Consider the following 18,340-nt stretch of genomic DNA (forward strand, 5'->3'; position numbering starts at 1 on the left):
CTCACTCAAACGGGGTGCGCGACCTCCATAAGAGGCCGCTGGGTTTGATGTTATAGGCCTTGAGTCAGGCTGGGATCGAAATAAGCATCAATGTCTTGAGGGGTGTCATATACTTTATTGGCAACGTTAAAGTCATCGGAGACTTTGGATGACCCGTAAATGGACGTCAGGCCATCGCCTTTTTCATAGACTTTTTTTGCCTCTTCCAGTGTCAGAAGCTTAGTGCCTTTCAAGAAAGGTGCGTACTCTTCGGCTGAGAGGCCGGCGCGAGAGGCCATGATTTCAAGCGCTTCGTCATGCGTGGCCGGATCGTTAATGAAGGCCACGGTTTTGTACCAGACTTTCAATACCTTTTCCCAGTCATCACGGCGCTGAGCCAGACTGGCAGGATTGACGGACAAACCATCATAGATAATGCCCGGTTTGTCAGCAGAGGTGTAGACGGCGTTTGCACCGGGCACCATTTTCAAGGCTTGACCGGAGCTGGGCTGCCAGGCGACGATGGCATCAACGTTACCAGAGGCCAGTACCTGAGGGGTTTCATTGGTAGGAACATTCACCAATTCCACATCAGACTCGGACATGCCGTTTTCTTCCAAGGCAGTCAGTAACATCAGGTGGGCGACGAAACCGACCTCCACACCGATTTTCTTTCCTTTCAGGTCCTTTACCGATTCAATGCCTGGTTTTGCCACCACCATGTCGTTACCATTGGAGTAATCGTTCACCAGAATCATGACACTCGGCGCACCAGTCGAGCCAGTAACCAGCGCATCGCCGTTGGTCATGTGCACGGCATCGAGCTGCCCGGCAGCATACGCATCCATTGAGGCCACGTAGTCAAACCATTCAAACTGGACACTGACGCCTTCTTCTTCAAACCAGTCTTTTTCCAATGCGACTTCCCATGCCACCCAGCCAGGCCAGTCGCTGTAGCCGATTTTGAGCGGCTGATCCGCATGAGCGGTCCAGGGCAAAGCCCAGAGGGATAAACAAGCGGTCAGTGAGACCGTTTTCCAGAGTTGCTTTAAGTTCATGCTCTTCTCCTTGGTATTACAAAAAAGTAAAAAGGTAATAACAATAAAGCAATATAAAAGCCAAAAACATAAATTATTGAAATATAAGGAATATTGTTAATTTATGATTATTTTTTAGCGGAAGATATGCGTTTGTGCACCAGAGTGAATCAGTTTATGAACCAGTTTGGATGGTTTAGCCGAATCTGGTTGGGTGTTAAGTGATCGGATGTAAGGCGGTGTGGTGCTGGCGTGCTAAAAATAAAAAAGCCGACCCAAGGAGCCTGGGTCGGCAATCACAACTAACGATTTGAGGAAACGACTGTTTTAGAGGGTTACAATCCGAAAGACTTTGAATACATTACCGAAACAACCGGGTCGCCCTCGTTTTGATCGATTTCATCATCAAAGATTTGATCTACTGCAAAAGTAAAGTCTTCCATTGAGAGGCTGATTTGACCATGTGTAAACGAGTCTGCACCATCTTCTGCATAAGACTGATTGCCAACAAGAATGCTCATACTTGCGTTTTCAGAAATATCGAATCCGTAAGACCCGTATGCGTAGACATCACCAGTTTCGCTGTCGTCCCAGTCTTCTGAAGCTGAAACGGCACCGCCTAATGTGAATCCTGACATGCCGATGCTGCCATATACTTCTGAGAAGTTGGCGTTGTCGTCAAGTGGGTAGGCGTAATAAACGTATCCCAGGTCATATTCGACTCCACTTGTTTCACCGCTAAAACCAAGGTAGCCATCCAGCTCATAAGTTGAAGTACCGCCGAAGGTGACCGTGGATGACCAAGTTCCCAGGTAAAAGCCTGAATCATTTGCGTAATCAATTCCGCCTTGGATGGCTGCTTGGTTGTCAGACTGTGTAAGACCACGCCACATGTAGTTCGATGTTGCGCTGATGTTACCGGTCACTTCGGCTTGCGCTGTCGCAGGGGCAACAGAAAATGCTGCAGAGGAGGCAACAGCCATAGAAACCAATAGTGATTTTAAAGGAAAGGTCTTTTTCATTTTACGCTCCGTGTCGTTATGGTTTGAATCAAGTTCGTCGGGTACATAGAATGATGCGTGCCAAAAAAACTAAATGTATTAAGAAACAGCAGGTTACAGTTTTTTTGGTTTTTTTATTTCATTTTTTTTAAACCGTATGCACCAAATTGGATTGATTTGTGCACCAAAAAAATTAGTAGCCAGTGTTGCGAGCGATCAGATTTTTTTGAACAACCTCTTGAAATAAATTGCAGCGACATTATTGAGTGAGTGTTTGCATTCAAATCAATGGAGTGACGCATGTCGAAACAGGACGTAGAAAAGCAAGCGCAGGAAGCCGCCGAGCACGCACAAACCGCAAAAAAAGCCGCGGAAGCGGCGAACGAGGCCGCAGAGCCTGAAGTCGCCCAGCTTGGCGATGATGAAATGTCGGAGGAAACCCACCAGGCCGAAGACGCCGTTAATAGAGATCTTCAAGAAATGCTGGATGAGGCTCGCAAAGAAGCCGAATCGCAAAAAGATCTGGCCGTTCGCACGCTTGCCGACATGGAAAACCTCAAGCGGCGCACGCGCAAAGATGTAGAAGACGCTCACAAGTTCGGGCTGGAAAAATTTGTCACCGAGCTATTAAGTGTTCTCGATTCTATGGAAATGGGGCTTGAGGCTGCAAAGAAAGCAGAGCAGGAACAAGGAGAGGGGGTCAGTCCATTGGTTGAAGGCATGGAGATGACCTTTAAGCAAATGCTGGATGTGCTTGATAAATTCAACGTCGAGCGCGTGGACCCGAAAGGGGAGGTCTTTGACCCGCAGTTGCACGAAGCCATGACCATGATGCCTTCCGAGGCGCATGATTCCAATACCGTGGTCGAGGTCGTTCAAAAAGGCTATCGTCTGAATGACCGCTTGGTTCGGGCAGCGCGTGTGGTGGTCGCGCAATAAAAATGACCAGGCCTGGTAAAAAATCAGGTTGAGGGGGGTTGAAAAGTATGAGGCTTCCCCCCAGTTAACACCTAACGATTGAAACGTTTTTATTTACTTGCTGAACAGTCGATTAAAACGACGCAACCTATTTGGAGAAAGAGTTATGGGAAAAATTATCGGGATTGACCTTGGGACCACCAACTCATGTGTGGCCATTAACGAAGGCAAAGAAGTCAAAGTCATTCCAAACGCCGAAGGCGCACGCACCACGCCATCGATTGTGGCCTATGCCAACGACGGTGAAGTGCTGGTCGGGGACTCGGCCAAGCGCCAGGCAGTCACTAACCCGGAAAACACGTTGTTTGCGATCAAGCGTCTGATTGGTCGTCGTGCCGACGATCCGGTTGTGACCAAAGATCAGGACATGGTGTCCTACAAAATCATCCCGGCTGAAAACGGTGACGCTTGGGTGGAAGTGGACGGTAAGAAACTGTCGCCTCAGGAAGTGTCTGCCCGCACGCTGATGAAGATGAAGAAAACCGCCGAAGAGTATCTGGGTCACGAAGTGACCGAAGCGGTGATCACGGTTCCGGCTTACTTCAATGACTCTCAGCGTCAGGCCACCAAGGATGCCGGTAAAATCGCGGGCCTCGAAGTCAAGCGTATCATCAACGAGCCGACGGCAGCCGCGCTGGCGTATGGTATGGACAAGGTCCAGAACGACAAAAAAGTCGCGGTCTATGACCTGGGCGGTGGGACCTTTGATATTTCCATCATTGAAGTGGCTGATCTGGACGGTGAAAAACAGGTGGAAGTACTGGCCACCAATGGGGACACCTTCCTGGGGGGTGAAGACTTTGATAATGTCATCGTTGATTACATCACCGCAGAGTTCAATAAAGAGCAGGGCGTGGACCTGAAAGCGGACAAGCTGGCACTGCAGCGTGTGCGTGAGGCCGCTGAAAAAGCCAAGATTGAGCTGTCTTCGCGTGAACAGACAGACATCAACTTGCCGTACGTCACGGCGGATGCCTCCGGGCCGAAGCACCTGAACATGAAAATCACGCGCGCCAAGTTTGAATCATTGATTGAAGACCTGGTAACCCGTTCAATTGAACCGTGTAAAACGGCTTTGAAAGACGCTGGCGTGAGCGCGTCTGAAATTGATGACGTCATTCTGGTGGGTGGCTCGACGCGTGTGCCGATGGTTCAGGCCAAAGTGAAAGAGTTCTTTGGTAAAGAGCCGCGTAAGGATGTGAACCCGGATGAAGCGGTGGCCATGGGTGCGGCGATCCAAGGCGGTGTTCTGGCCGGTGACGTCAACGACGTCTTGTTGCTGGATGTCACGCCTCTGTCGCTTGGGATCGAAACCATGGGTGGCGTGATGACCAAGTTGATTGAGAAAAACACCACCATCCCGACGCGTAAGTCGCAGGTGTTCTCAACCGCGGAAGACAATCAGGCGGCCGTGACCATCCACGTTCTCCAAGGTGAGCGCGAGATGGTGTCGGGCAACAAGTCGCTGGGTCAGTTCAACCTGGACGAAATTCCACCGGCGCCACGCGGCACACCTCAGATTGAGGTGACGTTTGACATTGACGCCAATGGTATTCTGAATGTGTCTGCCAAAGACAAGGCGACAAACAAGGAACAGCACATCACCATCCAGGCCTCTTCCGGCTTGAGCGAAGACGAAATCGAGAAGATGGTCAAGGATGCTGAAGCGCATGCCGAAGAAGACGCCAAGCTCAAAGAGCTGGTGGAAGCGCGCAACCAGGCCGATGCCATGGTACACGGCACGCGTAAAATGCTGGATGAGCAAGCCGATTTAGTGGAAGCGTCTGAAAAAGAAGCGATTGAAAAAGCCATCACTGAGCTGGAAGAAGCCATCAAAGGCGACAGCAAGGAAGCGATTGATGAAAAATCGCAGGCACTTGCCACAGCTAGCCAGAAACTGGCGGAGAAGGCCTACAGCCAGCAGCAGCCAGGTGATGCGGGCGCCGAAGGTGGCCAGCAGCAAGGCTCTGACAACAACGCGGACGACGATGTGGTCGACGCCGAGTTTGAAGAGGTCAATGACGACAAAGACAAGAAATAAACGTGTCGGCGTCTCTTTTGAGCACGAAGCGCGAAAGCGCTCTCGTGCTTTTCTTTTGTCCGGTCTTTGAATACCGGGCAAACCCAAATGTTTTGTGTATTGCCAAGAATGTTTGGGTTTGTCCGAAACTGTTAAGTGGTCAACTATGAGCAAACGAGATTATTATGAGGTTTTAGACGTTTCTAAAACCGCAACCGAAGGCGAGATCAAAAAAGCGTATCGCAAAATGGCGATGCGCTACCACCCTGACCGCAATCCAGACAACCCGGATGCCGAGGTCAAATTCAAAGAGGCTTCTGAGGCCTATGAGGTGCTCTCTGACCCGCAAAAGCGTCAGGCCTATGACCAGTTCGGTCACGCGGGCGTCGACGGCCAGGCTCAGGGCGGCGGCTTCGGCGGTGGCGGTTTCGACTTCGGTGATATCTTTGGCGACATTTTCGGCGGTGGCTTTGGCGGTCGTCGAGGCCCGCAACCGGGCAATGACCTGCAGTATGAACTGGACGTCTCACTCGAAGACGCGGTCAGTGGCACGGAAGTGGATATTCGTATCCCAACCAAAGAAGTCTGTGACAAGTGTGACGGCTCCGGGGCAGAACCCGGCTCCGATGTGCAAACCTGTCCGACCTGTGAAGGCATGGGCAAAGTGCGCATGCAACAGGGCTTCTTTGCGGTGGAGCGTACCTGTCCAACCTGTCATGGCACCGGCAAGATTGTGAAGACGCCTTGTAAAGCGTGCCGGGGCGAAGGCTATAAGCGCAGTCACAAGACGCTGTCCGTTAAAATCCCGGCCGGTGTTGACAATGGCGATCGCATTCGCCTGCAGGGTGAGGGCGAAGCCGGAGAGCCCGGCGCGCCGCACGGGGATTTGTATGTGCGCATTCATGTGAAACCCCACAAGATATTCACTCGAGATGGTAATAACTTGTTATGCGAGTTGCCGTTAGCGTTTACCACCGCCGCACTGGGCGGCACGATTGAGGTGCCGACACTGGAAGGCAAAGCCAATTTGAAAATTCCAGCCGGCACTCAGTCCGGTCAGCGCTTCAAGCTGGCGGGCAAAGGGGTTAAGTCGGTGCGCTCCAACCGCATCGGTGATATGATTGTGCAGGTTCACATTGAGACGCCGGTGAAGCTTAATTCCGACCAGAAGGCGCTGCTGGAACAACTCGAGGAGAGCTTTGCCGGCAAGCATCACAAGCACAGCCCAAAGTCTCAGAGTTTTCTGGATGCCGTCAAAGCCTTTTTCAAAGGCGATGACGACGCCGAAGGCAACAGCCAAGACGAGCCCTGGAAGTAGTCGGGGATAAGCGCGAACGCAGCAACAAACAGGATGAAACAATGAAAGTCGGCATTATTGGCGCCTGTGGGCGTATGGGTAAAAACCTGATTAAAGCCGTGGACGAGGCGGAAAACCTGACCTTGAGTGCGGCGATTGATCGTCCCGGCTCGTCGATGATCGGTGTGGATGCGGGTGAAATGGCGGGCATCGGTGCCCGCGACGTGGCCGTGGTGGACCAGGTGGACCAAGTGGTCAGCGATTTTGATGTGTTGATCGATTTTACGACGCCCGACACCACTTTGCATAACCTGAAAGTGTGTCTGGCGCATGGCAAGTCGATTGTGATCGGGACCACCGGTTTTACTTCTGAACAGCAGAAACTGATTGATGAGGCGGCACAGCGCATTCCGGTGGTATTTGCCGCCAACTACAGTGTGGGCGTCAATCTGGCTTTGCGACTGTTGCAGCAAACCGCCGATGTGCTCGGCGATGACTACGACGTCGAAATCATTGAAGGACATCACCGTCATAAAGTGGATGCGCCCTCCGGCACCGCTTTGCGCATGGGCGAAGTGGTGGCCGATTCATTGGGGCGTGATTTGAGTCAATGCGCGGTTTATGGTCGGGAAGGCATTACTGGCGAGCGTGAGCGCGATACCATTGGGTTTGCCACCGTGCGCGCCGGAGACATCGTCGGTGAGCATACGGTGATGTTTGCCACCGAAGGTGAGCGTGTTGAAATCACGCACAAGGCATCCAGTCGCATGACCTTTGCCAAGGGGGCGGCACGCGCCTGCCGCTGGCTGCTGGATCGACCACCCGGCTTGTACGACATGCAGGATGTTTTGGGGTTGTGAACTCCCCATAAACCCATTTTAAAGGCGCTTCGGCGCCTTTTTTATTGCCCGTAATATGCAAACAATGTTCAAAGATGAGGTGTGCGGGTTGCTTTTTAACCAGGCCTGGTAATGATGGCATTATTTCTGCTTATGCACTTAAAAATACTGAAACACTCTGAAACCGACACAATCATGACAAGCGAGGCACGATTATGAGAAATAACCAGCCGGTAACACAGGTAGAAACCCCCGTTCCAGAAGGGTTACGACTGGTTTCCTCCACCGATCTGAAGGGCACCATCACGCAATGCAACGATGCGTTTGAAGCGATCAGTGGGTTTTCTCGCAACGAGTTACTGGGCGCCAATCACAATATTGTCCGTCACCCGGATGTGCCTGAGGCGGTGTTTGCCGACATGTGGGCCACTTTGAAAGAAGGGTTGCCCTGGACGCAGGTGGTGAAAAACCGCCGCAAAGACGGGGGATACTATTGGGTGCAGGCCAATGCCACACCCGTGTATGACGATCAAGGCCAGATCACCGGCTATCTTTCTGTGCGTGAAGCGGTGTCAAATTCTGCCAAGCAGGAAGCGACGCGTGCCTATGAACAGATCAAACAGGGCAAGTTAAAAATTTATCATGGGGAGGTTTATTCCGGTCTGCGTCGGAATTTTGTCACCTCCAAAATGGGCCCCCAAAGTCAGATGGTAGGTCTGGCCTTTCTGGTGGGGGTGTTGCCGCTGATTCTGACTCACACCCTGGTCGACGAGATGCCGCTGTGGGGATTGCTGGCCTTGTCTGCGCTGATGTTGGGCGTGGCGTTTTGGATTGGTTCCTTTCTACAGAATCGGATTTCTCAGGCCATCCGTTATTTGCGCCAGCTTTCGGGGGGCAAGCCCAAGCTGGACATGAGCATTCGCATAACCTATATGGGGCGTTTGCGCGCAGCGATTCAATCCGCGGCGCTGGCCATTGGCGCTTACAGAGAAGACACTGAAAGCGAACGCGACCGGGGCAATCGCTTGCATTTTGCCGTGGATCAAGCCTGGACCAATATGATGATGATGGACAAGGACCACACCATTGTTTATGTAAATCAGCAGCTGGAGCGCTTTTTTAAAGCACGTGAGCCACAGTTCAAACAAGTTCTGCCCCATTTTCAGCCCAATCATGTGGTCGGGCAGAACATTGAAATGTTTGATCACGAAGGCAATGCTCCGTTTTTCGAACCCGAAGACCAAACGCACTTCAGTGACATTGAGCTTGGCGGTCTGTATTTTAAATTAAAGTTTGTGCCGGTGACTAACCGCATGGGCATGCGCATCGGCACTGTGGTGGAATGGGCGGATAAAACTTCGGAGCAGGAACTGCTCAAAGAGGTGAGACACATCCATGAAGGCATTGTTGAGGGGAATCTTGATTATCGGGTGAACCTGGAGTTGGCCTCGGACACGATTCGCCCGGTGGCGGAAGCGTTGAATATGACGCTGGATGCGATTGTGAAATCAATTGATATGGCCGCAAACGTGGCGATTAATATGTCAGTGGGTCAGTTCAACCAGAAGATCGATGCCCACGCGCCGGGGTATTTTGGCGTGGTCAAAGAGGCGCTGACGGTCAGTATGGAAAACATTTCCGATATTCTGGCGGGCGTGCAGGAAGTCTCCGGGTTTATTGATCAGGACTCGCGTCGGGTTCATACAGCCAGTTCGAACCTGAGTGAAAGCGCTCAGAATCAGGCTGCCTCGCTGGAGGAAACCTCGGCGTCGATGGAGCAGATTACCAGCGCGGTCGAAAGTAGCTCGGACAATGCCGTACAGGCCTCGCAAAAAGCCCAATCCGCTGTGGACCGAGCAAAGCGGGGAGTGACCGTGATGCAACAGGCGATTGAATCCATGGATTCGATCAATACCGCCAGTCAGAAAATCGGCGACATCATCAGTCTGATCGATTCCATTGCCTTTCAGACCAATCTGTTGGCGCTCAATGCCGCGGTGGAAGCCGCACGGGCCGGTGAGCATGGGCGTGGATTTGCGGTGGTCGCTGGTGAGGTGCGCTCTTTGGCCGGTAAGTCATCGGATGCCTCCAAAGAGATTCGCGCTTTGATTGAAGACACCATCGAAAAAGTCGGGCAGGGCACTACTTATGTGAATGATTCCGGCGAGGCATTGAACGAAATTCAGACGGCGATCGAAGAGACGCTGTCGGTGATCGAAGAGATTTCGCGTTCCAGTCAGGAGCAAAGCAAGGGGTTGGCGCAGATTAACGAAGCCGTAGCCTCGATCGATGAGGGCGTGCAAAAAAATGCCGCCATGGCCGAGGACACGAATCAGTCGGCTGAACAACTGGAAATGCTGACCGCGGCCATGACCAAAAACGCCGACAGTTTCAAAATCCTGCCGCGCAATCATTCGTCTGCATTGGATTCCGACGTCAACTTCGTGCGCATTCGTATGGCGCACCGTCAGTGGCGAGCCAAAGCCCGTGCGTTCATTCACGGGTTTGATGTGGGCGTGGTGCCGGAAAAAGCGGTGGATCCCAAAGCCTGTGAACTGGGCGCCTGGATTTATGGCAGTGGCCAGCAGTATCAGAGCAACCCGAAATTCCAGAAATTGGAACAGACCCATGCGGCCATGCACGCGCATGTGGGCAAAATCATTGAGTTGAAAAACCTGGGAGACACCAAAGGTGCGGAAGCGCAATTGGATGAGCTGGAACGACTCAGTAACAGTGTGGTGGACACTCTGAACCAGATGGAGGATGAGATGGCGGGCAACAACGGTCATTCGTCGTAAGCGTCCCTGTCGCCTTTTAGTCAGCGCCCGATGCTTCATCGGGCGTTTTTGTTTGGGGCAGGCGGTTAATCAAACAGTTTGAAGCTCATGGCGGCAATAAACCCCAAGAGCGTGACCATGCCAATGATCGAGCCGCCTTTGCTATAGGCTTCGGGCAGCATGGTTTCGGCGATGACCGTCAGCATGGCCCCCGCGGCAATGCCACTGATCAATGCGGCGACAGCAGGGGCGGTGCCGGTCAGTAAGACCTGGCCCAAGGCTGCGCCCAACCCGGTCAGCAGCATGAGCAATGTCCAGGCCGCCAACACACGGTGAAACGCTATGCCCTGATCACGCATGCTGGCGGAACTGGACAGGGCTTCGGGGTAGTTGGAAAGAAACAGCCCAGCAATCAGGCTCATGGAAATCATCTCGCCCTGGCTCAGGTGGGCACCAATCATCATGGATTCGGGGATGCCATCCAGTAAAATCCCCAGCCAGATGGCGAAATAGGCGGCCTTTGGCATGGTGTGACGAGCCGAAGGAAAGGCCTCGGCCAGCGTCGGCAGTTGCCCCGGGAGCAGGTGTTTGATGGAATGGTTGACCCATTTTTGGGCCTGGAGTTGTTTCAGTTGCTGCTCCTGCGTCAGATATTGGCTGAGGTCATCGGTTCTTAGAAAGTCACGCACCCGGGCGTTGAGCAGGTCGATCTGGTTCAGCAATTGAATGAAGGTGTCTTTTTCGATGACCCAGAAGCGGCAGTCGGTGCGTGTGATCGCTGTGGTGGCATGTTCCCCGCCCACCACAAAGGCCATGACCCCAAAGAAATCGCCCGGCTTCAGCCGTTCAAAGTCCTGGCGCTTTTTCTTTGGGTCCACCAGTTCCACTTCACCGGCTTCGAGTAAATAGAGACGTTCGGCCGGACTTTTGTTTTTGAAAATGGCCTGACCCGCGGGCAAGGTGTGTTCGGTCATGCGTGAGGCGACCAGCCCCTGAATTTCCTCGGGCAGATTGGCGAGTACGGAAAAGCGTCTTGCCTTTTGCAGGCATCGCTGAGAGCGGGCCAGGTCTTTGGGGGGGGGCGGATGCAGTGGCAGAGTCTGTTGGCTCTGAAGCGTCGAGCGTAGTTCTGCCAGATGCGCCCGGCTTTCGGCTTCGGTCATTTGGTGGCGGGTTTGCAGATAGTGGCGCAACTCAGTGTCTTCGTCATAATAGCGACACAGGCTTTCGCGCAGGGCGGGTCGGCTTTTCAGCAGCCGGTTGAGTTGGTCTTTGTTGATTTCCCAAAGCACTGCATCGGTGGCGGCCTGGGCCAGGGTGGCGTTGTTGCGGTTGGTGAAAAACGCCATGCGACCAAAGGTATCTCCGGCATTGAGCTCCATGAAGGTTTTCAGTTCCAGCGACGGGTCCCGTAACTTGATTGTGCCCTGCTGAATGATGAAAAACCGGTTTTGCGCGTCACTGTGGTGGAAAACCATCTCCCCTTGTTTGACACGCCGGCGAACGGCCTGCTGAAGAAACAGTTCTTTGTCGTCGTCCGGCAGGCGGTTGAAAAAAGGAAGGCGATTGAGTGAGGCCTGAAACTGCATGCGCTGTTCGGTCTGCTTGCCTCGTAAATACTGAATGGTGGTGGCGGTTTTGCGCAAAAAGCCGCCTTGCTGGTTGAGCAGTGTATTCAAAGACAGATAAAAAGCACTGCCCAGAAACGCGCCGGTTGCGGTTTCGAGGAACAGGCCATTGCTCAGGCTCGGGGCGAACAAATCAATGGTCACGGCCGAAAGCAGGGCGCCAGCACCGAATGCCATCAGCCAGGCGATGGCACGGTCCTGGGGTGTCCAGATGAGAGTGGTCAAGGCACCGAGTGGTAATGAAACGGCACTGACCAGTCCAATGATCAGGGCCAGAAGCATCAGGTTGTCGATCGGCATGTAATGTGTCCTTTGGATGAAAGCCAAGTGTGCTATGTTAATGACTGTCGTGCCCCGGGCATGGTCGCCTGTTTGTCGTAAGGCGCTCAACCGTTGATCCGGGATGGTGTTTTTGTTTTCATCCGCCGCTTTTGACGACTGTTATGTGTCATCGGGGCGGGTCATTCATTTTAATCGTCTGTTTTGTATCAGTTTGACGGTTTTATCACAATGTTCGGAGGTCTTTTGAGCGCATCTTTGTCTCGACAGCCGCGTCTTTCACCGCGAGAGCTTGCAATCTGGCTGGGGGCGTTGATTGCCTTGACGCCGTTTGCGGTAGACACCTATTTGCCGTCTGTGCCTGCCATCGCCGAATCACTGTCGGCGAGCGTCAACCAGATCAGCCTCACGGTGCCGCTTTTTCTGCTCGGGTTTGGTCTGGGCCAGTTGCTCGGCGGCCCCTTGTCGGATCAGTTCGGGCGCAAACCGGTGGCTTTTGTGGGGTTGGGGACGTTTATGCTCGCCTCTTTGATGTTGGCACAGACACAGACGCTGGAGGTGTTTTATGCCTGGCGCCTGGTTCAGGCATTGGGGGGCGGGTTTGCCACGGTGGTGTCGGCGGCGATGGTGCGAGATCTCTTCAGTGGGCGCGAAAGCGCCCGGGTGTTTTCCATGATTGCCTTGGTGATGTTGGTCGCACCTCTGATTGCGCCCGGTGTGGGCGCGCTGTGGCTGATGGTCGGGCAGTGGCCCTTGATTTTTGGCTTTCTGTCGGCGTATGCCTTGTTTTTGGTCTGGATGCTGTGGCAGAAGCTGCCTGAAACCCGACCGGTGGAGGTTCGAAACAAGGCAAAAGCCAACGGTGACTGGCTGGTAGGCCAAGCACTGAAAAGTTACGGTCGGATTCTGACGCATCGCCGGGCAGTGGGCTTTTTGGTGGCTCAGGGGTTTGCCAGTGGCTCATTGTTTGTGTACATCACTCAATCCCCGTTTGTGCTGATGGAGGTCTATGGGTTATCGGCTCAGCGATTCCCGCTTTATTTCGGTCTGGTGGTGCTGGGCGTGATGCTGTTTAACCGGGCCAATTTGTTTTTTCTGCGATTTTATTCGCCTCGTCAGATCCTGATACGGGTATTAGCTGTACAAGCGGCGCTGGCCGGAACGCTTTGGGGGTATGTGGCACTTGGTACGCCTGAACTGTTGGTGATTCTTGTGTTTTTGTTTTTTGTCATTGGGGTGCTGGGGGCGGTCACGCCAAATATGCAGGCCAGCTTTATGCGCTTTTTCCCCGACGTGTCCGGCAGTGCCAGTGCATTGATGGGCACCACCATGTTTGCCTTTGGCGGCAGTCTTGGCTTGTTGATGGGGCGTTTGCATGACGGTCAGCTGACGACCACCTTTGTTGGGCTTTGGGCGATGATATTGCTAAGTGGCCTGGCGTTTCTATTTTGGGCCAAAGGGTATCAGCCCATTAAAACGGATCACATTTGACCAGGCCTGGTTAAAAAGCCAATGTTTAGGGTTCGCGGCTGCAAAGTTGGGTGGTTAATTTCATGACGGGTTTGGCAATCAACAGAATCACGACGAAAGCAATGGGCCAGGCAATCAGAAATGCGTGCCACCAGCGTCCAGTGAAGCCGTCATTCATGCCGGTGTTGACCCAGGTGATGATAAACGTCATCAAAATTGTCATAAATAACGACATCAGAAATGACTGGACCGGTCGATGGAGCCTTTTTGAAAACATGAAAGGGGCCTCGATTCGTGCTGTAAATGTTACTAAATAGTAACGTTTTTGTCGGGTTGGAGCAAGTTGCCTGCAAGCCAGTGCTTTCTCGGACTTTTTCGGTGGACTTATCCGGGTGGATGCATTACAATCCGCGCAATAATTCGATTATGGCTTTTCGCTGATTGGGGTTCGATGAAATGCCTGTAAGAGTGCTGAAGATTTGTAAAGAAACGGAGTGAGTTCCTGAGAGGGAATTGGCTCCGTTTTTTTATATGCGGACGGCACAAATCGGTAACACGGCACCCCAATCTGACTGGGCGACATTGGGCAAGCAGGGCACATACATGACAGACACAGCAATACTCGCATTGGCAGACGGCACCGTTTTTCGGGGCACGTCACTGGGCGTGTCGGGGGAAACCGTGGGAGAGGTGGTATTTAATACCTCTCTGACCGGGTACCAGGAAATTCTGACCGATCCTTCTTATTACAAGCAAATTGTGACACTGACCTATCCGCATATCGGGAATGTGGGGGTCAATGACGAGGATCGAGAGTCCGAGTCGATCATGGCACAGGGCCTGATTGTGAAAGACTGCCCCGCCCGGATGAGCAATTTTCGGGCGCAGCAGTCGCTGCCTGATTACCTGGCCGAGCAGAAGGTGGTGGCGATCGCGGACATTGATACCCGGGCGTTGACACGGATTCTTCGGGACAAGGGCGCGCAGTCGGGGGCGATTCTGGCTGGGAAAGACCTGACCGAAGACGATGAGCAGCGTGCGGTGGCACTGGCACAGGAGTTCAGCGGTTTAAAAGGGCTGGATTTGGCCCAGGCCGTGACCACCGACCGTGTCTACGAATGGACTCAGGGCACCTGGTCTTTGGGAGGCGGGCACGCCGATCGCTCGGATCAGCAGCGCTTTCACGTGGTCGCCTATGACTATGGTATCAAGCACAATATTCTGCGTATGCTGGCCGACCGTGGCTGCAAGCTGACGGTCGTACCGGCCAAAACGCGGGTGGAAGATGTCTTGGCCTTGAACCCGGATGGGGTTTTTCTGTCTAACGGACCCGGTGATCCGGAACCTTGCGATTACGCCATTGAAGCGATTCAGGTGTTGCTGGAAAAACGTATCCCGCTGTTTGGCATTTGTCTGGGACACCAGTTGTTGGCACTGGCCGGGGGCGCAAAGAGTGTCAAAATGAAATTCGGTCACCATGGCGCCAACCATCCGGTTCAAAACCTGGCCGATAAGAAAGTCATGATCACCTCGCAAAACCATGGGTTTGCCGTAGAGGCCGATTCCCTCCCGGATCATGTCACGGCCACCCATGTTTCCTTGTTTGACGGGTCGCTTCAGGGCATCCGCTTCAAAGATCAGCCGGCTTTCAGCTTTCAGGGGCACCCGGAAGCCAGCCCCGGCCCACATGACGTGGCCCCCCTGTTCGATGCTTTTATCAACGACATGACCCAGCACCAAAACGCTTAAAAGGACGAAACGCAAGATGCCAAAACGAACGGACATTCAAAGCATACTGATTATTGGCGCCGGTCCCATTATCATCGGTCAGGCCTGCGAGTTTGACTACTCCGGCGTGCAAGCGTGTAAGGCCTTGAAGGAGGAAGGGTATCGCGTGGTGCTGGTCAACTCCAACCCGGCCACGATTATGACCGACCCTGAGATGGCAGATGCGACCTACATCGAGCCGATCGAGTGGGGCAGTGTCAAAAGCATTCTGGAAAAAGAAAAGCCGGATGCCATTCTGCCGACCATGGGCGGTCAGACCGCGCTGAACTGCGCGTTGGACCTGTATAACCACGGTGTGCTGGATGAGTTGGGTGTAGAATTGATCGGAGCCAATGCCGACGCCATCGATAAGGCGGAAAACCGGGAACGTTTTCGTGCCGCGATGGAGAAAATCGGCCTGGACATGCCTGTGTCCGCCGTGGCACACAATATGGACGAGGCCTGGGAGATTCAGCAGCGCGTCGGTTTTCCCACCATTATTCGGCCCTCGTTTACGCTGGGCGGCTCCGGTGGGGGCATTGCCTACAACAAGGAAGAGTTCGAGCAGATTTGCAAATTCGGTCTGGAATTGTCGCCGACCAATGAACTGTTGATTGAAGAATCCATTCTCGGTTGGAAAGAATACGAGATGGAGGTGGTGCGCGACAAAAACGACAACAGCATCATTATTTGTTCGATTGAGAACCTGGATCCGATGGGCGTGCATACGGGGGATTCGATTACCGTGGCCCCGGCGCAGACGCTGACGGATAAGGAATATCAGATCATGCGTAACGCCTCACTGGCGGTGTTGCGTGAAATCGGTGTGGAAACCGGCGGCTCCAATGTGCAGTTTTCGATCAACCCCGAAACCGGGCGCATGATCATCATCGAGATGAACCCGCGGGTGTCGCGTTCGTCAGCACTGGCTTCCAAGGCGACTGGGTTTCCGATCGCCAAAATCGCAGCCAAGCTGGCGGTGGGCTACACCTTGGACGAGTTGAACAATGACATCACGGATGGAGCAACGCCGGCGTCGTTTGAACCGACCATCGACTATGTGGTCACCAAGTTGCCGCGTTTTACTTTTGAAAAATTTGCGCAGGCGGACACGCGTTTGTCCACTCAAATGAAGTCGGTGGGCGAAGTCATGGCCATGGGTCGAAATTTCCAGGAGTCCCTGCAAAAAGCCTTGCGTGGCTTGGAAACGGACAAGGACGGTCTGGATGAAATCATGCCGTTGGCGCAGATGGATGACAAAGAAGTCAAAGACACCTTGCGTCATGAGCTGCGTGCCCCCGGGCCTGAGCGTTTGTGGTATGTGGCCGATGCATTCCGTGCTGGCTGGGACTTGGAGACGGTGCATGACATTTCACGGATCGATCCGTGGTTTTTGTCTCAAATTCAAGAATTGGTCGACTGTGAAGACGATTTGAAACAGCGAGGATTGGATGCGCTGGATGAGAGGATGTTGCGTCAGTTAAAGCGCAAAGGGTTTTCTGACAATCGGCTGGCCAAGCTTCTGGATACGGATGCGGCGTTCATCCGTAAGTTCCGCCATACGTTGAATGTGCGCCCGGTCTACAAGCGCGTGGACACCTGTGCGGCTGAATTTGAAACATCCACCGCTTACATGTATTCCACTTACGAAGAAGTGTGTGAAGCCGAGCCCACGGACAAGGAAAAAATCATGGTGCTGGGCGGCGGCCCCAACCGGATCGGCCAGGGCATTGAGTTTGATTACTGTTGTGTGCATGCGGCGCTGGCATTGAGCGATGATGGCTATGAAACCATCATGGTGAACTGTAATCCCGAAACCGTGTCCACGGATTACGATACCTCGGATCGTCTTTACTTTGAACCCCTGACGCTCGAAGATGTGCTCGAAATCGTTGAACTGGAAAAACCCAGTGGGGTGATTGTTCAGTATGGCGGGCAGACACCCTTGAAATTGGCACGTGATCTGGAAGAAGCCGGTGTGCCGATTATCGGTACGTCGCCGGAATCCATTGATCTGGCCGAAGACCGTGAGCACTTCCAGAAAATGCTGGCCGACCTGGGGCTGAAGCAGCCGCCGAATCGAACCGCGCGCAGTGAAGATCAGGCCTTGGCACTGGCCAATGAGATCGGTTATCCGCTGGTGGTGCGTCCTTCGTATGTGTTGGGCGGGCGCGCCATGGAGATTGTCTATAATGACACGGACCTGCATCGTTATATGACCGAGGCGGTCAAAGTGTCCAATGATTCACCGGTCCTGTTGGATCGCTTCTTGGACGACGCGGTGGAGTTGGATGTGGATGCGGTCAGTGACGGCGAAACCGTGGTCATCGGCGGGGTCATGGAGCACATAGAGCAGGCGGGGATTCACTCCGGTGACTCAGCCTGTTCTCTGCCGCCTTACAGCATTGCCATGCATATTCAAGATGAGATTCGCCTGCAGGTCGAAAAAATGGCCAAAGCGCTGGGTGTGGTCGGCTTAATGAACACCCAGTTTGCGGTGAAAGGCGAAGAAATCTATGTGCTGGAAGTGAACCCACGCGCTTCACGGACCGTGCCGTTTGTGTCCAAGGCCATCGGCCACCCGCTGGCCAAGATTGCTGCGCGATGCATGGTGGGGCAGAAGTTGGCGGACCAGCGTTTTACCACCGAAGTTCGGCCCAAGCATTATTCGGTGAAGGAAGCGGTGTTCCCATTCATTAAATTCCTGGGTGTGGATCCGATTCTCGGGCCTGAGATGAAGTCGACCGGTGAAGTCATGGGTGTCGGCGATACGTTTGCTGAAGCCTACCACAAGTCACAACTGGGCTCGGGTACGATTCTGCCTACTTCCGGCAAAGCGTTCCTCAGTGTGCGTCAGGCGGATCGTGAAAAAGTGGTGGGACTGGCCAGAGATCTGGTTGAGAAAGGGTTTACCATCCTTGCGACGCGAGGCACGGCCAAAACCCTGGAAGAACATGACATCGAGTGTGAAGTGGTCAATAAAGTGACCGAAGGGCGCCCGAACATTGTGGACGCCATTGTCAATGAAGAGGTGGACCTCATTGTGAACACCTCCGACGGTTCGGTGAGCATCAAGGACTCATCCAGTATTCGCCGCGAAGCCCTGATGCACAAGGTGTGTTACACCACGACCATGGCGGGTGCGCTGGCGATGGTGTCGGCGATGGCCTATCAGGACAATACAAAAGTGACCTGTCTGCAGACCACGCACGCGGCATCGGTCTGAGACCGGGCCGGCCTTTGCGGTTTAACAGAAATAAGGGGAATC

The 18,340-nt window shown here is 53.4% G+C and carries 12 protein-coding genes; 8 read left to right on the top strand and 4 right to left on the bottom strand.

Annotated elements, in window-relative coordinates; genetic code table 11:
- Positions 1-50: 50 nt before the first annotated feature.
- Both AVO41_RS03845 and AVO41_RS03850 read right to left on the bottom strand, forming a co-directional pair.
- Complete coding sequence (locus AVO41_RS03845; protein ID WP_068582798.1) at positions 51-1,037, bottom strand: ABC transporter substrate-binding protein; 987 nt, start codon at positions 1,035-1,037, stop codon at positions 51-53.
- Positions 1,038-1,351: 314 nt separating this feature from the next.
- Entirely contained in the window at positions 1,352-2,038 is a 687-nt protein-coding gene (locus AVO41_RS03850; RefSeq protein ID WP_082676490.1) for a TorF family putative porin, read from the bottom strand.
- 279 nt (positions 2,039-2,317) lie between these two features.
- Between AVO41_RS03850 and grpE the strand changes: the two genes are divergently transcribed.
- The 5 genes from grpE to AVO41_RS03875 all read left to right on the top strand — a co-directional run bounded on the left by grpE (position 2,318) and on the right by AVO41_RS03875 (position 9,949).
- Positions 2,318-2,956, top strand: a complete 639-nt coding sequence (gene grpE / locus AVO41_RS03855; RefSeq protein ID WP_068582804.1) for a nucleotide exchange factor GrpE — start codon at positions 2,318-2,320, stop codon at positions 2,954-2,956.
- Between the two features lie 145 nt (positions 2,957-3,101).
- Positions 3,102-5,036 carry a molecular chaperone DnaK gene (gene dnaK / locus AVO41_RS03860; RefSeq protein WP_068582806.1) on the top strand — a complete coding sequence of 645 codons (1,935 nt, stop codon included), beginning with the start codon at positions 3,102-3,104 and terminating at the stop codon, positions 5,034-5,036.
- Between the two features lie 145 nt (positions 5,037-5,181).
- Positions 5,182-6,333 carry a molecular chaperone DnaJ gene (gene dnaJ, locus AVO41_RS03865; protein ID WP_068582810.1) on the top strand — a complete coding sequence of 384 codons (1,152 nt, stop codon included), beginning with the start codon at positions 5,182-5,184 and terminating at the stop codon, positions 6,331-6,333.
- Between the two features lie 41 nt (positions 6,334-6,374).
- Positions 6,375-7,172, top strand: coding sequence for a 4-hydroxy-tetrahydrodipicolinate reductase (gene dapB / locus AVO41_RS03870; protein ID WP_068582812.1), 798 nt, complete (start codon positions 6,375-6,377; stop codon positions 7,170-7,172).
- A gap of 194 nt (positions 7,173-7,366) precedes the next feature.
- On the top strand, positions 7,367-9,949 hold the full coding sequence (locus tag AVO41_RS03875; RefSeq protein ID WP_068582815.1) for a methyl-accepting chemotaxis protein: 2,583 nt from the start codon (positions 7,367-7,369) through the stop codon (positions 9,947-9,949).
- Positions 9,950-10,014: 65 nt separating this feature from the next.
- On the opposite strand, the gene AVO41_RS03880 is transcribed toward AVO41_RS03875, so the two are convergent.
- The gene (locus tag AVO41_RS03880; RefSeq protein WP_068582818.1) at positions 10,015-11,856 is read right to left on the bottom strand and encodes a cyclic nucleotide-binding domain-containing protein; all 1,842 of its coding nucleotides are present in this window, start codon (positions 11,854-11,856) and stop codon (positions 10,015-10,017) included.
- Between the two features lie 225 nt (positions 11,857-12,081).
- Here AVO41_RS03880 and AVO41_RS03885 point away from each other — a divergent pair, with 225 nt between their 5' ends.
- Positions 12,082-13,326: a multidrug effflux MFS transporter gene (locus tag AVO41_RS03885; protein ID WP_235584647.1), complete on the top strand. Its 1,245-nt coding sequence runs from the start codon at positions 12,082-12,084 to the stop codon at positions 13,324-13,326.
- A gap of 25 nt (positions 13,327-13,351) precedes the next feature.
- Here AVO41_RS03885 and AVO41_RS03890 read toward each other — a convergent pair whose 3' ends face one another.
- On the bottom strand, positions 13,352-13,582 hold the full coding sequence (locus AVO41_RS03890; RefSeq protein WP_068582820.1) for a DUF2798 domain-containing protein: 231 nt from the start codon (positions 13,580-13,582) through the stop codon (positions 13,352-13,354).
- A gap of 326 nt (positions 13,583-13,908) precedes the next feature.
- Between AVO41_RS03890 and carA the strand changes: the two genes are divergently transcribed.
- Together carA and carB are read left to right on the top strand one after the other, a co-directional pair.
- Positions 13,909-15,054: a glutamine-hydrolyzing carbamoyl-phosphate synthase small subunit gene (carA, locus tag AVO41_RS03895; RefSeq protein WP_068582824.1), complete on the top strand. Its 1,146-nt coding sequence runs from the start codon at positions 13,909-13,911 to the stop codon at positions 15,052-15,054.
- A 16-nt stretch (positions 15,055-15,070) separates the two neighbouring features.
- On the top strand, positions 15,071-18,298 hold the full coding sequence (carB, locus tag AVO41_RS03900) for a carbamoyl-phosphate synthase large subunit (RefSeq protein ID WP_068582827.1): 3,228 nt from the start codon (positions 15,071-15,073) through the stop codon (positions 18,296-18,298).
- Positions 18,299-18,340 lie beyond the last annotated feature (42 nt).

The organism is Thiomicrospira sp. WB1 (assembly GCF_001507535.1).
Classification (GTDB): Bacteria; Pseudomonadota; Gammaproteobacteria; order Thiomicrospirales; family Thiomicrospiraceae; genus Hydrogenovibrio.

What these genes read in the sequence shown, in the direction of transcription:
- dnaJ (WP_068582810.1), top strand. Translation starts at nt 5,182, where the DNA reads ATGAGCAAACGAGATTATTATGAGGTTTTAGACGTTTCTAAAACCGCA.
- AVO41_RS03880 (WP_068582818.1), bottom strand. Translation starts at nt 11,856, where the DNA reads ATGCCGATCGACAACCTGATGCTTCTGGCCCTGATCATTGGACTGGTC.
- AVO41_RS03845 (WP_068582798.1), bottom strand. Translation starts at nt 1,037, where the DNA reads ATGAACTTAAAGCAACTCTGGAAAACGGTCTCACTGACCGCTTGTTTA.
- AVO41_RS03890 (WP_068582820.1), bottom strand. Translation starts at nt 13,582, where the DNA reads ATGTTTTCAAAAAGGCTCCATCGACCGGTCCAGTCATTTCTGATGTCG.
- AVO41_RS03875 (WP_068582815.1), top strand. Translation starts at nt 7,367, where the DNA reads ATGAGAAATAACCAGCCGGTAACACAGGTAGAAACCCCCGTTCCAGAA.
- dapB (WP_068582812.1), top strand. Translation starts at nt 6,375, where the DNA reads ATGAAAGTCGGCATTATTGGCGCCTGTGGGCGTATGGGTAAAAACCTG.
- carB (WP_068582827.1), top strand. Translation starts at nt 15,071, where the DNA reads ATGCCAAAACGAACGGACATTCAAAGCATACTGATTATTGGCGCCGGT.
- carA (WP_068582824.1), top strand. Translation starts at nt 13,909, where the DNA reads ATGACAGACACAGCAATACTCGCATTGGCAGACGGCACCGTTTTTCGG.
- dnaK (WP_068582806.1), top strand. Translation starts at nt 3,102, where the DNA reads ATGGGAAAAATTATCGGGATTGACCTTGGGACCACCAACTCATGTGTG.
- AVO41_RS03850 (WP_082676490.1), bottom strand. Translation starts at nt 2,038, where the DNA reads ATGAAAAAGACCTTTCCTTTAAAATCACTATTGGTTTCTATGGCTGTT.
- grpE (WP_068582804.1), top strand. Translation starts at nt 2,318, where the DNA reads ATGTCGAAACAGGACGTAGAAAAGCAAGCGCAGGAAGCCGCCGAGCAC.